10 protein-coding genes are annotated in these 14,922 nt (G+C 68.0%); 3 read left to right on the top strand and 7 right to left on the bottom strand.

Annotated features, from left to right (window positions below):
- Positions 1–11 precede the first annotated feature (11 nt).
- The 4 genes from QH195_RS08920 to glgP all read right to left on the bottom strand — a co-directional run bounded on the left by QH195_RS08920 (position 12) and on the right by glgP (position 5,341).
- Complete coding sequence (locus QH195_RS08920; RefSeq protein ID WP_280435001.1) at positions 12–554, bottom strand: DoxX family protein; 543 nt, start codon at positions 552–554, stop codon at positions 12–14.
- A gap of 111 nt (positions 555–665) precedes the next feature.
- Positions 666–1,202: a DoxX family protein gene (locus tag QH195_RS08915; RefSeq protein WP_280435000.1), complete on the bottom strand. Its 537-nt coding sequence runs from the start codon at positions 1,200–1,202 to the stop codon at positions 666–668.
- Between the two features lie 91 nt (positions 1,203–1,293).
- Positions 1,294–2,655, bottom strand: a complete 1,362-nt coding sequence (locus tag QH195_RS08910; RefSeq protein ID WP_280422398.1) for an NCS2 family permease — start codon at positions 2,653–2,655, stop codon at positions 1,294–1,296.
- Positions 2,656–2,803: 148 nt separating this feature from the next.
- Positions 2,804–5,341, bottom strand: coding sequence for an alpha-glucan family phosphorylase (glgP, locus tag QH195_RS08905; protein ID WP_280434999.1), 2,538 nt, complete (start codon positions 5,339–5,341; stop codon positions 2,804–2,806).
- Between the two features lie 698 nt (positions 5,342–6,039).
- Here glgP and QH195_RS08900 point away from each other — a divergent pair.
- From QH195_RS08900 to glgB, 3 genes are all read left to right on the top strand, one after another.
- Positions 6,040–7,692 carry an ABC-F family ATP-binding cassette domain-containing protein gene (locus QH195_RS08900; RefSeq protein WP_348536806.1) on the top strand — a complete coding sequence of 551 codons (1,653 nt, stop codon included), beginning with the start codon at positions 6,040–6,042 and terminating at the stop codon, positions 7,690–7,692.
- Between the two features lie 77 nt (positions 7,693–7,769).
- Positions 7,770–9,773, top strand: coding sequence for an alpha-1,4-glucan--maltose-1-phosphate maltosyltransferase (locus tag QH195_RS08895; protein WP_280434998.1), 2,004 nt, complete (start codon positions 7,770–7,772; stop codon positions 9,771–9,773).
- Positions 9,770–11,926, top strand: coding sequence for a 1,4-alpha-glucan branching protein GlgB (gene glgB / locus QH195_RS08890; RefSeq protein WP_280434997.1), 2,157 nt, complete (start codon positions 9,770–9,772; stop codon positions 11,924–11,926). The genes QH195_RS08895 and glgB overlap by 4 nt, the downstream gene beginning before the upstream one ends.
- Positions 11,927–12,249: 323 nt before the next feature.
- Here glgB and QH195_RS08885 read toward each other — a convergent pair whose 3' ends face one another.
- The 3 genes from QH195_RS08885 to QH195_RS08875 form a co-directional block, all read right to left on the bottom strand.
- On the bottom strand, positions 12,250–13,101 hold the full coding sequence (locus tag QH195_RS08885; protein WP_280435012.1) for a tetratricopeptide repeat protein: 852 nt from the start codon (positions 13,099–13,101) through the stop codon (positions 12,250–12,252).
- Between the two features lie 61 nt (positions 13,102–13,162).
- The gene (locus QH195_RS08880) at positions 13,163–13,528 is read right to left on the bottom strand and encodes a DUF3817 domain-containing protein (RefSeq protein WP_280422402.1); all 366 of its coding nucleotides are present in this window, start codon (positions 13,526–13,528) and stop codon (positions 13,163–13,165) included.
- A gap of 78 nt (positions 13,529–13,606) precedes the next feature.
- Complete coding sequence (locus QH195_RS08875; RefSeq protein WP_280434996.1) at positions 13,607–14,785, bottom strand: acetyl-CoA C-acetyltransferase; 1,179 nt, start codon at positions 14,783–14,785, stop codon at positions 13,607–13,609.
- Positions 14,786–14,922 lie beyond the last annotated feature (137 nt).

Genomic DNA, 14,922 nt, shown 5'->3' with positions numbered 1-14,922 from the left:
CCGGCGTCGAATCACAGCACGCCTTTGAGAACGAGCGTGATCATCGCGGTGACAACGGCGGCCACCACTGCGGTGACACCCCAGACCAGCCCGCTGCGGGCCCACGGCCGGTGGTAGTCCACCGAGAACCTCCCGGGCCCGGTGAAGGCCAGCGCTGCTGCCACCGTGGCGAACAGCAGTCCCATTTCGTAGCCCTGTCCGGTGAGCAGGCCACCGCTGAAGGTGGTGTGGATGATGACGATGGAAGTGCCCAGCACGATTGCCGCACCCAGCGGTGACAGCGCCCCCAGGGCGAGCAGGAGTCCGCCGGCCAATTCGCTGAGTCCGGCCAGGGTGCCGAAGAAACTGCCCGGGTTGTAGCCCATCTGTTCGAATCCGGCGTTGTTGGCCTCCAGTCCGGGACCGCCGAACCAGCCGAACAGTTTCTGTGCGCCGTGGGCGGCGAACAACAGACCGAAGACCAGGCGGAAGAAGAGCAGCCCGATATCGGTTGCCAGAGCCTGGTCTCGGATCGTAGGCGAACCGGTGCGGTCGAGCGTCGAGTCGATGGTCATGGGATCCCCTCGTTCAGTGACAAGTAGTTAGCCACGGAAACAAACGGACCGAGGTCCGATTCCGTCGCCAGTCGGTCCCAACCCAGGCGCGGCACAGGCTATTCCGCGCTGCTACAACACCGCTTTACCGACCAGCGTGACCAATGCCGCCACCACCGCCGTGACCACCGAGATCGCACCCCAGGTCAGGCCGGTGCGCGCCCAGGGACGACCGTTGTCCACCGAGAATCGTCCGGGCCCGGTGAACGCGACCGCCAAAGCGACCACCGCGAACAACAGGCCCATCTCGTAGCCGCCCAACAGGCCTTTGCTGAATCCGGTGTCGACGATGACGATCCCGGTACCCAGCACGATCGCCGCCGCCAGCGGGGTGAACGCACCCAGCGCGAGCAGCAGACCACCCACGAATTCGCTCAGCCCCGCCACCGTGCCGAACACACTGCCCGGCTCGAATCCCATCTTCTCGAAACCCGCATTGTTCGCTGCCAAGCCCTCGCCACCGAACCAGCCGAACAGTTTCTGTGCGCCGTGGGCGGCGAACAACAGACCGAAAACCAGCCGCAGGATCAGCAGACCGGTATCGCCGGATGTGGACGCACCCTGGGTCGTTGTGTCGGCGGCGCGTTCGAGCGTCGTATAGGCAGTCATGGGAACCCCTCGTTGTCGCAGTTGCCCAGCCGGGGAGACGAACTCCGGACAACCACGCGGCCAGGTTAGCCTAACCTTGCCATGTTTCGGGCTATTCCGCGAGCAGGAAGAAGTACGCGAGGAAAACCACGGTCAGCACCCACATCACCGGATGCACTTCCCGGAACCGGCCGCGCGCCACCATCACCACCGGGTAGAAGATCATCCCCATGGCCAGGCCGTTGGCGATCGAATATGTCAGCGGCATCATGATGATCGTGATGAACGCCGGAACCGCGAACTCCAAACGGCTCCAGTCGATATCGCCTAGTGAACGCGCCATCAGCACCCCGACCACGATCAGCGCCGCCGCGGTCACCGCACCCGAACCCGCCACCACGGCGAATATCGGGAAGAAGAACATGGCGACCGCGAACCAGGCGGCGGTCACCACCGCGGTGAGCCCGGTCCGCCCGCCCGCCGAGACACCGGCCGTCGATTCCACATAGGCGGTGGTAGTGGAGGTTCCGATCACCGCACCCGCCATCGTGCCCACCGCATCGGCCGACAACGCACTCGACGCCCGCGGCAACTCACCCTTCGCGTTCAGCAGCCCCGCCTGGTTCGCGACCCCGATCAGCGTCCCGGACGCATCGAAGAAATCCACGAACAGCATGGTCAGCACCACCACCGCCATCTGCGCGGTGAACGCGTCGGGCAGATGGACCAGCGCCTGCCCGAAGGTCTGATCCAGGCCCTGCGGCACGGAGACCACCCCGTCGGGGATATCCACCAGACCGGTGAGCATGCCGAGCACCGCGGTCGCGACAATGCCGTACAGCACCGCGCCGTGCCAGCCACGGACCAGGAAGACGACGGTGAGCACGAGCCCGAACAGCGCCAGCACCGTGGCGCCCTGGGTGAAATCACCGAGCCCGACCAGCGTTGCCGGATCCTCCACCACGATGCCCGCGTTCTTCAGCCCCAGGAACGCGACGAAGGTCCCCACACCGGCCGCGACGGCCAGTTTCAACTGCAACGGGATCGCGTTCAGGATCTTCTCGCGGATCTTGGTGATCGCGAGCACGAAGAAGATCACACCGGACAGCAGCGTGCCAGATAATGCGACCTGCCACGGGATCCCCATCCCGAGCACCACCGAGTAGGCGAAGAACGCGTTCAAACCCATCCCGGGGGCAAGCGCGATCGGATACCGCGCCCACAACCCCATCACCAGCGAACCCACTACCGCCGCCACTGCTGTCGCGGTGAACACCGCCTGGGTGGGGATACCCTGCGCGCCGAGGTCGCCCTGATCGCCGAGGATGGCCGGGTTGACCGCGAGGACGTAGCACATCGCCAGGAACGTCACGGTCCCCGCCATCAACTCGCGCCGCACGGTCGAGCCGTGGATCCCGATTCCGAAGAACGTATCCACCCGTCCGCGAGTCCGGGTCAGAAGACCTGTGGCCATGGCATCTCCAGTCGGCTAGCGAAACTCCGTCCCGGCGGTTGCCGCCCACCCCGGTGCGGTACGACGCAGGTCAGCGCCAGTGGAACGGTATCGGAAACTTGTTACGAACCGAAGTCGCACCGCACCCGCGCCGAGCCCACGGCACGGCTCACGCGTTCGCGACCAAACCCAGCTCCGCGGGCGAGGACAACAGTTCGTGGGTGGGTAGCGCGCGAACCGTGTAGCCGACCGAGCCCGGCAGCGGTATGGGCGTTTCGACTGTGAACACCTCGACGGTGGATTCCGGTGTCTCCCGGCCGGTCGAGGACATCGTGGCGACGGTGGTGTCGAACAGCTCGTCGTCGGCCGAGACCCGGCCCAGCACCACCTGCACCACCACATCCTGTGGTGTAAGCCCGCCCAGGTCCACGCGCGCGGTCAGCGCCAGCGGCGCACCGGGTACCGGGGACTCGGGCAGACCGGTCGCCTCGGCCTGGAGCACGCGCACCCGCGACCAGGCCTGTGTCACCCGGTTCCGGTACTCCGCGATCTCGCGCGCTCCGCGCAGGTCCGATTCGGTGGCCTGCCGGAACGCCGCGGCGGCAGGCATGTAGTACTGCTGCGCATAGTCGCGCACCATCCGGTCGGCCTGCACTTTCGGGCCGAGCGTGCACAGCGTGTGACGCACCATCTCGAGCCAGCGCACCGGCAGGCCGTGCGTATCGCGATCGTAGAACCGGGGAGCGACGGTGCGTTCCATCAGTTCGTAGAGCGCGCCGGCCTCCAGATCGTCGCGACGTTCTTCGTCGACACCGTCGGCGGACGGGATGGCCCAGCCGTTCTCGCCGTCGAACATCTCGTCCCACCAGCCGTCCCGGATGGACAGGTTCAGGCCGCCGTTGAGCGCCGATTTCATACCCGAGGTTCCACAGGCCTCGAGAGGTCGCAGGGGATTGTTCAGCCACACATCACAACCCCAATACAGGTACCGGGCCATGGACATGTCGTAATCGGGCAGGAAAACGATCCGGTGCCGGACGGCCGGGTCGTCGGCGAAACGCACCAGCTGCTGGATGAGCGCCTTACCGCCTTCGTCGGCCGGGTGACTCTTACCTGCCACCACCAGCTGCACCGGACGGTCCGGATCCAGGAGCAGATCGCGCAGCCGCTGCGGGTCGCGCAACATCAGGGTCAACCGTTTGTAGGTGGGAACTCGCCGCGCGAATCCGACAGTGAGCACTTGCGGGTCGAAAACGTCGCGCACCCAGGACAATTCTGCTTCGGCGGCACCACGCTGCAACCACGACTCACGCAGCCGCCGGCGCACCTCCCCGACCAGGGCCGTGCGCAGATTGTTGCGGACCTCCCACAGCCGTTCCGGCGCCAGTTCACCCAGCTTCGCCCACCCGCCCGGCCCGTCGAGATCGTCCAGCAGCTCGCTCCATTCCCGCGCTGCCCAGGTGGGAGCGTGCACACCGTTGGTCACCGAACCGATCGGTACCTCGGCGGTGTCGAAACCGGGCCACAGCGGGTCGAACATATCCCGGCTCACCTCCCCGTGCAGCCTCGATACGCCGTTGGCGCGCTGCGCGAGACGCAACCCCATATGCGCCATGTTGAACACCGACGGATCGGCTTCCCGGCCCAGCCCCACGATCCGGTCCACCCCGATACCGGGCAGCAACGGCGAATCCGCTTCCCCCGACGACCCCCCGAAGTACCGATGCACCAGCGATACCGGGAATCGGTCGATACCGGCGGGAACCGGGGTGTGGGTGGTGAACACCGTCCCGGCCCGCACCGCGGCCAGTGCGGTATCGAAATCGTGCCCGGCGGCGAGATATTCGCGAACGCGTTCGAGCCCGAGGAAACCCGCGTGGCCCTCGTTCATATGGAAAACCTCCGGATCCGGGAGACCGGCCGCCGCGGTGTATGCGCGCACCGCCCGCACACCCCCGATACCGGCCAGAATCTCCTGTTCGATCCGATGGCCCTGGTCGCCGCTGTAGAGCCGGTCGGTCACAGCTCGCAGATCCGGGTCGTTCCCGGCGATATCGGAATCCAACAGCAGCAGCGGAACCCGGCCCACCTGCGCGATCCACACCCGCGCCGCCAGCACCCGGCGATCCGGCATCGCCACATGCACCAGAACCGGCGAACCGTCCGCGGTCAACGGCCGCAGTGGCAACCCCTGCGGGTCCAGCGCGGGATAGCGTTCGACCTGCCAGCCGTCGGCGGTCAGCGATTGCCGGAAATAGCCCGACCGGTACAGCAGCCCGACCGCGATCAGCGGAAGGCCGAGATCCGAGGCGGCCTTCAGATGATCCCCGGCCAGGATCCCGAGGCCGCCGGAGTAGTTCGGCAGCACTTCGGTGACCCCGAATTCCATCGAGAAGTACGCGATTCCCCCCACCTCGAAATCCGCCCCGGGCCGATCCAGGTAGTCCCGCAGATCCGCGGCCGCCGTATCCAGCAGCGCGCAATACTCGGCGTCGTCGGCGAGTTCGGCCAGCCGGCCGGCCGGCACCTCCTGCAGCATCCGCACCGGATCGTGGCCGATCTCCGCCCACCGCAGTGGGTCCAGGGCGGCGAATACATCCTGCGTCGGACCATGCCACGACCAGCGCAGATTGGTCGACAATTCGCCCAGCGCGGCCAAACGCTCCGGCAGATGGGCGCGGACGGTGAACCGACGCAGTGCCTTCATGCTGTAATTCTGGCGCGCCGGGGGCGCGCAGGTTTCGGCCCCCCTTGATCCGGCACCGCCGCTGGTCGCGTTCGGACGGTTGCGAGAGGGTCACCCGGAACCCGGCGGACCTTGCCGGGTGAGCGCCTTATGACGCCCACAGCGGGAGCCCGCGCTCGCCATACCCGGGCGTACGGCCGCGGTTCCTGATCTCTCTCGGAAGCGCACCGGGCCCGAGCACTGCGATGGGCGTGTCAGGCCCGGGCGTCCTCGCTCGTGACCCGCTCGGCCGTCGTGTAGGTGGCAGCCCACTGGAAGGCCGGTGGCACGCTGCGGGTTCGCCGCCGACTACGGGCAGCGGTACGGCTTCGATCGCCCGGCCTGCGTATCCGGCGCTCACCAGGGAGCGCACCCCGTGGAATCGAAGCAACAGGCAACAGCGAGAAAGCGGCGCGGTGGAAAACACATTGCCGGCCGAGCGGCGTCTTCAATATCGTTTCGGTCGTGATCTCCTGTGCTGTGTCGATGAAGCCCTGGTCGCGCCGCTGACGGCGGCGACCGGAATTCCGACGTTCTCCTGAAGCCGCCGTCCGAGCTGTCGTGCCGGGCGGTGTCGTTGCGCTGTCCCGGCTCCCTTCCCGAGCCGCGGAGCTTCAGTGTCTCTTTCTCCTCTCTCTGTTTCCCACTCCGACCACAGCGGACCGTCCACACCCGGTCCGCTGCCGGCGGACCTCTCGCCGGATGCCCTGCCGGCCGGCGCGCATGCCCATATCCGGGCGACGTCCGTACACGTGACCCTCGGGTCGCGCCCGGTTCTCACCGATGTCTCCGTCACCGTGTCCGCTCGTTCGCGGCTCGCCGTCGTCGGTGAGAACGGACGGGGCAAAACCACTCTGTTGCATGTTCTGGCCGGGCTACGGCAGCCCGACAGCGGCTCGGTGGCCCGGGTCGGCACCATCGGGATGGCTCGCCAGGCCGTCCCGTTCCGCACCGGCGAGACCGTGAGGACTCTGGTCGCCGAAACCATCGAACCGGCCCTGCGTGCCCTCCGGGACCTCGACACCGCGACCGACGCCCTCGCCGCCGGCGCCCGCGGCGCCGATGATGCGTACGCGGCGGCGCTGGACGCCGCGACCCGGCTCGATGCCTGGGATGCCGAGCGGCGGGTCGATATCTGTCTGTCGGCGCTGCACGCGTGCAGCGACCGGGAGCACCCGCTGGCCACGCTGTCGGTGGGGCAGCGTTACCGGGTCCGGCTGGCATGCCTGCTCGGCGCGGCCCACGACATCCTGCTGCTGGACGAGCCGACCAATCATCTCGACCGCGACGGGCTGGCATTCCTGACCGACCGCCTGCGCGCCCGATCCGGTGGACTCGCCGTGGTCAGTCACGACCGCGCGCTGCTGCGCGATATCGCCACGGAGTTCCTCGACCTGGACCCGAGCCGGGACGGGCGCCCGCAGCTGTTCACCGGCGGCTACACCGGCTGGCAGGAGGGCCGGCGGCGGGCCCGGGAGAGCTGGGAGAACGAGTACTCCGACCAGCTCGCCGAACGCGCCCGCCTGCGCGAGGCCGTCGCGACCGCCCGCGACCGGCTCAGCACCGGCTGGCGGCCCGACAAAGGGCACGGCAAACATCAGCGGCAGTCCCGCAGCCCGGGTCTGGTGCAGGCGTTGAACCGGCGCCGAGCCGACCTCGACGCCCATACCGTGACCGTGCCGGAACCCCCACTCCGGCTTCGTTTCCCCGAGCTCACCGTCCGGCCCGGAACCCCGCTGCTGCACTGCGCGGAGGTGACCGTGGCGGGGCGGCTGCATTCGCCTGTCGGTCTGACCCTGGCGGCGGGCGATCGGCTACTGGTCACCGGCCACAACGGTGCCGGAAAGTCCACTCTGCTCGCCATATTGGCCGGTGAGCTCGAACCGTCCACCGGTAGCGTCCACCATCACAGCGCGGCCCGGATCGTCCGGATCGACCAGGAGGTTCCGGCCTGGGACCCCGAACTCACGGCACAGCAGCTCTACGACCGCCATATCAGGAGTTTCGAGCTGCACCACGACGTCGACCCGATTCCGTTGACCGCGACCGGTCTGCTGGAAAAACAGTCACGCCACACGTCTGTGGGGCGGCTGTCCCAAGGCCAGCAGCGCAGGCTTCACCTCGCCATCCAGCTGGCCTTCCGCCCCATGGTCCTGATCTGCGACGAACCCACGAACCATCTGTCGATATCCCTGGTCGACGAACTCACCGCGGCCCTCGCGGAAACCCCCGCGGCGGTGATCGTGGCCACCCACGACAGACAGATGCTCGACGATCTCGCGCACTGGCCCCACCTCGCCCTGCGCCCGATGGCGAACGGACACGATTCATGATCGTTACCGAGCGGGTCCGAGACCAATGGGGCCCCCGAACCCACGCCACTGGGGGCGGCGCAAATAGTGTGGTGTGGATGACCGGCCGCATCGCCATCGATGACACCGCCCCGCATATCCCCGGAGGATATCCGGCGAAGGCGGTGGTCGGGGAAGTGTTCCCGGTGCGGGCCGTCGTATGGCGCGACGGCCACGGTTGCGTAGGCGCAAGCCTGGCGGTCCGCGCACCGGGGTCGACGCGGTCCGTCCGGGTCCCGATGACTCCCGACTACGAACCCGACGTGTTCAACGGCATCTTCAGCCCCGATCGGCCCGGACTGTGGCATTACCGGGTGGAGGGCTGGGCCGATTCGATCGCGACCTGGCGGACGGCGGTCGAGGCGAAACTGGCGGTCGGCCAGAGCGCGGCCGATCTGGCCAATGATCTGGAGAGCGGGGCGCGCCTGTTCGACCGGGCGGCGCAGGCGGTCGGTAAGAAGCAGTTCGAGCGGCTGCGGGCGGTAGCGGCGGCACTGCGCGGCACGGACCCGCTGCCCGCCCGGGTCGCGCCCGCGTTCACCGACGAGGTGGCCGAGATCCTGCGCGCGAACCCACTGCGAGATCTGGTGACCCGCGGCCCGCAGTTCTCGGTGCTGGTGGAACGGCCCCGCGCGCTCACCGGCGCCTGGTACGAGTTCTTTCCCCGCTCGACCGGCGGCCGCGACGGCGACGGCAACCCCGTCCACGGCACCTTCGCCACTGCGGCCGCAGAGCTGCCCCGGATCGCGGCCATGGGTTTCGATGTCGTCTACCTGCCGCCGATCCATCCGATCGGCCGGGTGAACCGCAAGGGCCGCAACAACGCCCTCACAGCCGGCCCCGGCGATGTGGGTTCTCCGTGGGCCATCGGCGCGGCCGAGGGCGGGCACGACGCCTTCCACCCGGAGCTCGGCACCGAGTCCGATTTCGTCGCGTTCGTCCGTGCCGCCGCCGATCTCGGGCTCGAGGTGGCCCTGGACCTGGCGCTACAGTGCGCCCCCGATCACCCGTGGGTCACCGAGCATCCCGAATGGTTCACAACCCTGCCGGACGGCACGATCGCCTACGCGGAGAACCCGCCGAAGAAGTACCAGGACATCTACCCCCTCGATTTCGACAACGACCCCGACGGCCTGTACGCGGAGGTCCTGCGAGTGGTGCGGTATTGGATCGGGCTGGGAGTGAAGATCTTCCGGGTCGACAACCCGCACACCAAACCGGCGGATTTCTGGGAGTGGCTGATCGCCGCGGTCCGCCGGACCCACCCGGATGTGGTGCTGCTGTCGGAGGCCTTCACCTATCCGGCCCGCCTGTACGGTCTGGCGCGGCGCGGTTTCAGCCAGTCCTACACCTATTTCACCTGGCGCACCCATAAGCACGAACTGACCGAGTTCGGCCGCGAACTCGCCGCGAAAGCGGACGAGGCGCGCCCCAACCTGTTCGTCAACACCCCGGATATCCTGCACGAAAGCCTCCAGCACGGCGGCCCGGGCATGTTCGCGATTCGCGCGGTCCTCGCCGCCACCCTCGCCCCGAGCTGGGGCGTGTACTCGGGCTACGAGCTCTACGAACACCAACCCGTGCGCCCGGGCAGCGAGGAGTACCTGGATTCGGAGAAGTACGAACTCCGTCCACGCTCGTTCGCGGCGGCCCGGGCCCGTGGCGAATCCCTGGAACCCTGGCTGACCAGGCTCAACGAAATCCGCCGGCGCCACCCCGCGCTGCGACAACTGCGCTGCCTGCATTTCCACTACATCGACAACGACAACCTGCTGGCATACTCGAAGATCGACCCGGCGACCGGGGACGCCGTCCTGGTGGTGGTGAACCTGAACCCGTTCACCGCCGAACAGGGCATGCTCTCCCTGGACCTGCCCGCCATCGGCCGCGAATGGCACGACCATCCGGTGGTCGACGACGAGATCGGTGGCGAGCAGTACCACTGGGCCCAGACCAACTACATCCGGTTGGACCCGGCGCGCGCGGTCGCACACGTCATCGCCCTGCCGCCGGTGCCGCATCACGCCCGGGCCGGCCTGGCCTACCGGCGGACGCTGCGGTGAACCCGCGCGATCTGCTGCTGCTGGCCGCGGGCAGCCATTCCGATCCGCACACCGTGCTGGGCGCCCATCCGGCCCCGGACGGCACGATCGTGCGGGTGTTGCGGCCGGAGGCGGAATCGGTGTCGATCCGGGTGGGCGGTGCCGACCACGGGCTGGATGCGCTGGGCCACGGTGTCTTCGGCGGTACCCTCCCCTATCCCGAACTGCTGGACTACCGGGTCGTCACCGTCTATCCGCATCACCCGGCCACGGTGCTCGCCGACGGCTACCGCTATCTGCCGACGCTCGGCGATCTCGACCTGCATCTGATCGGCGAGGGCCGCCATCGTCGGTTGTGGGAGGCGCTGGGCGCGCATCCGCGCCGGTATCCGGGCCTGGACGGTGAAGTCACCGGGGTGTCGTTCGCGGTGTGGGCGCCCAACGCCCGCGGCGTCACCGTTTTCGGCGATTTCGACCACTGGCAGGGCGGCACCTGGCCGATGCGCGCCCTCGGCAATTCGGGTGTCTGGGAGGTTTTCGTACCCGGCGCCGCACCCGGTGACCGCTACAAGTACCGCGTGTACGGTGCCGACGGCCGCGTCGCCGACCATGCCGACCCGCTCGCGTTCGCCACCGAACTCCCCCCGGCCACCGCGTCCGTCGTCGCGCAGACCCGGCACACCTGGACGGATCAGCACTGGCTGACCCGCCGGACCCACACCGATCCGGCGCGGGCGCCGCTGAGTGTGTTCGAAGTGCACCTCGCCTCGTGGCGGCCGGGCCTGGGCTACCGCGAACTCGCCGGGCAACTCAGCGAATACGTGCGCCGCCTCGGCTTCACCCATGTGGAACTGCTGCCGATAGCCGAGCATCCCTTCGGCGGCTCCTGGGGCTATCAAGTCACCTCCTACTACGCTCCCACCGCGCGATTCGGCGACCCGGACGATTTCCGTGCCTTCGTCGACCACCTGCATGCCGACGGGATCGGCGTGATCCTCGACTGGGTTCCGGGTCATTTCCCGCGCGACGCCTGGGCACTTGCCCGATTCGACGGCACTGCGCTCTACGAACATCCCGACCCCCGCCGCGGTGAGCAACCCGCGTGGGGAACCTATGTTTTCGACTACGGCCGTCCCGAGGTCCGCAACTTCCTGGTCGCCAACGCCCGCTACTGGATCGAGGAGTTCCATATCGACGGGCTGCGGGTCGACGCGGTCGCCGCCATGCTCTACCTGGACTACGGCCGCCCGGACGGCGGGTGGGAGCCGAATATCCACGGCGGCCGGGAGAACCTGGAGGCGGTCGACTTCCTGTCCGAACTGAACGAGAGCCTGCACGGCTCGTATCCGGGTGTGCTCACGATCGCCGAGGAATCCACCACCTGGCCCGGTGTCACCCGGGCGACCGAGGTCGGCGGCCTGGGTTTCACGATGAAATGGAATATGGGCTGGATGCACGACACGCTCGGCTATCTGAGCCGAGACCCCGTGCACCGCACCTGGCACCACAATGAGATCACCTTCTCGCTGATGTACGCGTGGAGCGAGAACTACGTGCTGCCCATCAGTCACGACGAGGTCGTGCACGGCAAGGGCACCCTGTGGACCCGGATGCCCGGCGACGAGTTCGCCAAAGCCGGCGGCGTCCGCGCGCTACTCGCCTACATGTGGGCCCATCCCGGTAAACAGTTGCTGTTCATGGGTCAGGAGTTCGGCCACTATCGCGAATGGTGGCACGATCACAGTCTCGACTGGCACGAACTGGACAACCCACTGCACCGCGGTGTCCAGTTACTGGTCGCCGACCTCAACCGCGTCTACCGCGAACACCCGGCACTGTGGAGCCAGGACACCACCCCCGGCGGCCATTCCTGGATCAGCAGCGACGACCGCGACTCCAATGTGCTGGCCTTCCTCCGGCACGGCGCCGACGGCGGCGTCGTCGCCTGCGTCTGCAATTTTTCCGGGAACACCTACACCGATTACCGGATCGGGCTGCCGCTGCCCGGCGACTGGCTCGAAATCCTGAATACCGACGCCCTCGAATACGGCGGAACCGGCGCCGGAAACCTCGGCGTCGTCCACGCCGAGCCCGCTCCGCTGCACGACCGCCCCGCATCCGCCGGGCTCACCGTCGGCCCGCTCAGCGTGATCTGGCTGGTCCAGCGGCACTGACCCGCGTACCCGGAGTGGCAGAGTCTCCGGACCGATCCAGGACAGGCGATCCACTATCCGCCGGTAGACCTGTCGGAGCATGCCTATCGGAACCGCGTGACGCAGGGGCGCGTCCGCTGACCGACCTCGATCCGATCCGGCGATACCTCACGCCGGTAGCGCACCGTCCAGATCGGCCCGGAAGGTCGACACCGGCTCGGGCCGGGCGGAGCGGCGGCGCGTGTGCCCGATATGCCGGTGTGCCTGCGGGCCGGGCGTCGCCGACCGGCCCTCACCCGATCGCGTCGGAACGACGCAACGAGCCGATACCGCCGTCCACGACGTCAGTACAAGGCAGTCGCCAGCTTGCGCCGGGCCGCGACCACGAAGGGCTCCGCCTGGTCGAACAGCTCGAACAGCTCCACCAGCCGAGTGCGCAGGGTGGCCCGTTCATCGCCCGAAGTCCGTTTGATCAGACCGATCAACCGGTCGAACGCCGCCTCGGGTTGCTGCTGGAACATCTCCACATCGGCGGCGTCCAGCGCGGCCGCCACATTGCCCGGATCCGCGTCCGCGGTCGCGATCGCCGTTTCCGGCAACTGCTGGGCTCGCCCGAGGAACTTGACCTGGCGCAGCGCGGCCTTGGCCTCGGCATTGCCCGGTTCCTGGGACAGAATCGATTCGTAGGCCGATTCCGCACCCGCGAAATCGCCCTGCTCCAGCAGGGCTTCGGCGGCGGAGAATCGAGGGTCGGCGGGTGGCTCCGGCGCTTCGCTACCCGGATCACCTTCGAGCTTGCCTTCCACCGCCTGGACAACTGCCGCGAGCCACTGCCGGACCTGCTCTTCGGGCTGTCCGCCCTGGAAGTCCGCGAGCGGCTGGCCACCCGCGACGGCGATCACCGTGGGGATGCCCTGGACACCGAACGCCTGCGCGATCCGCATGTTGTTCTCGGCTTCGATGGCAGCAAGATCCCAGGTGCCGTTCGCCTCGCTGAGGAGCCGCTCCAGCAGCTGCACAAGTTCGATGCTGCCGGGGCTGCGCTGCGAGTACAGCGCCACCACTACCGGCACCTGCATGGAGCGGCGCAGGACCTTGGTCTCGAAATCCGCCTCGGTGACCGTATGGTCACCGGCCGCAGCCGCCGCACCCGCGGGCGGCTGTTTCAGGGCGGACAGATCCACCGCCCCGGACATGGCGGCGGCTACGGCTGGTGAAGGACGGCGTGATGCTGGTCGAGTCACAGCATCCAGTCTGTCACGACGAGGCAGCGAGGGTCTTCGGGGACTCGGTGCCGGACACGCCCTGCTGGTCGAATTTGCCGGTACGTACGGCCCACACCTCGAACAGCACGGTGAAGAACGGCGGGATGCTGGACAGCAGCGCCAGCACGGTGGTCTTCCAGTTCCATTCGAACTCGCGCGAGGCCAGGAGTGCGACCAGCACGAACAGAACGAATACGCCACCGTGCACCGGGCCGAAGATCTTCACACCGATCTCGTTGCCCTCTTCCGGTAGGTATTTGAACGCCATTCCGGTCAACAGGCCCAGCCAGGACAACGCCTCGAGCACGGCGAAGAAACGGAACCTGCCGGCAGTGGTGCGCAGACCAAGAAAGTTCATGCGCACCATTGTGCCCTAGCCACTACACCACGTCGTAGTCGAACCGGTCACACCGGTCCAACCGGTCATACCGGGCGCTCACACCCGGACGATCAGCGCATCACCCTGGCCACCGCCACCGCACAGCGCCGCCGCACCGACCCCGCCGCCGCGCCGCTTCAGCTCCAGTGCCAGATGCAGCACGATCCGCGCGCCCGACATCCCGAGCGGATGCCCGATGGCGATGGCGCCACCGTTCACATTGACCTTCGCCGGGTCGATCCCGAGCTTGCGGGTCGAGGCGATACCCACCGCCGCGAACGCTTCGTTGATCTCCACCAGGTCCAGATCGGCCGGTGCGATGCCCTCCTTGGCGCACGCCTTGGCGATGGCATTGGCCGGCTGGTCCTGCAGCGTCGAATCCGGCCCGGCCACGACACCGGCGGCGCCGATCTCGGCGATCCAGCTCAGCCCGAGCTCCTGGGCCTTGGCCTTGCTCATCACCACGACCGCCGCAGCACCGTCGGAAATCTGCGACGCCGAACCCGCCGTGATCGTGCCGTTCTTACTGAACGAGGGCCGCAGCTTCGACAGCGACTCCGTGGTCGTATCGGCGCGGATTCCCTCGTCCTGCCGGAACAGCACCGGGTCGCCCTTACGCTGCGGCACCTCGACCGGCACCACCTCGTCGTCGAACACCCCGTTCTTCCACGCGGCGGCCGCCCGCTGATGCGAGGCCGCGGCGAAGGCATCCTGATCGGCGCGAGTGATCGGGTCGGTGTCGTTGCGCTGCTCGGTGAGCGCGCCCATCGCCTGATCGGTGAAAATATCGTGCAGGCCGTCGTAGGCCATATGGTCGCGCAGCGTCACATCGCCGTACTTGAACCCCTCCCGGCTCTTCTCGAGCATATGGGGGGCCCGGCTCATCGATTCCTGACCGCCGGCGACCACGATCTCGTACTCCCCCGCCCGGATCAGCTGATCCGCCAGCGCGATGGCGTTGATACCGGACAGGCACACCTTGTTCAGGGTCAGCGCCGGAACATCCATCGGGATACCGCCGGCGACCGCGGCCTGCCGCGCCGGAATCTGCCCCGCGCCCGCGGTGAGCACCTGCCCCATGATCACGTAGTCGACCTGGTCGCCACGGACACCGGCCTTCTCCAGCGCACCCGCGATCGCGACACCGCCGAGAGCCGAACCGCTGAAATCCTTCAGGCCGCCCAGCAGCCGGCCGACCGGGGTACGTGCACCGGCGACAATCACGGAGTTGGTCACGACGAGCCTCTCTGTTCATGGCGCCGCCTCCGGCGGCGCGGGTCGGGGGGCCGGTAAAACCACGGGTTTAAAACAAAACACCAACCCAAAGCACACCCCCCCCCCCGCGCCACCCCCCCGGGGGGCCCCCCCCCCCC

The sequence above is a fragment of the Nocardia carnea genome (assembly GCF_029868855.1).
In the GTDB taxonomy this organism is placed as follows: domain Bacteria; phylum Actinomycetota; class Actinomycetes; order Mycobacteriales; family Mycobacteriaceae; genus Nocardia; species Nocardia carnea_A.
This window is presented reverse-complemented; position numbering and strand designations above follow the sequence as displayed.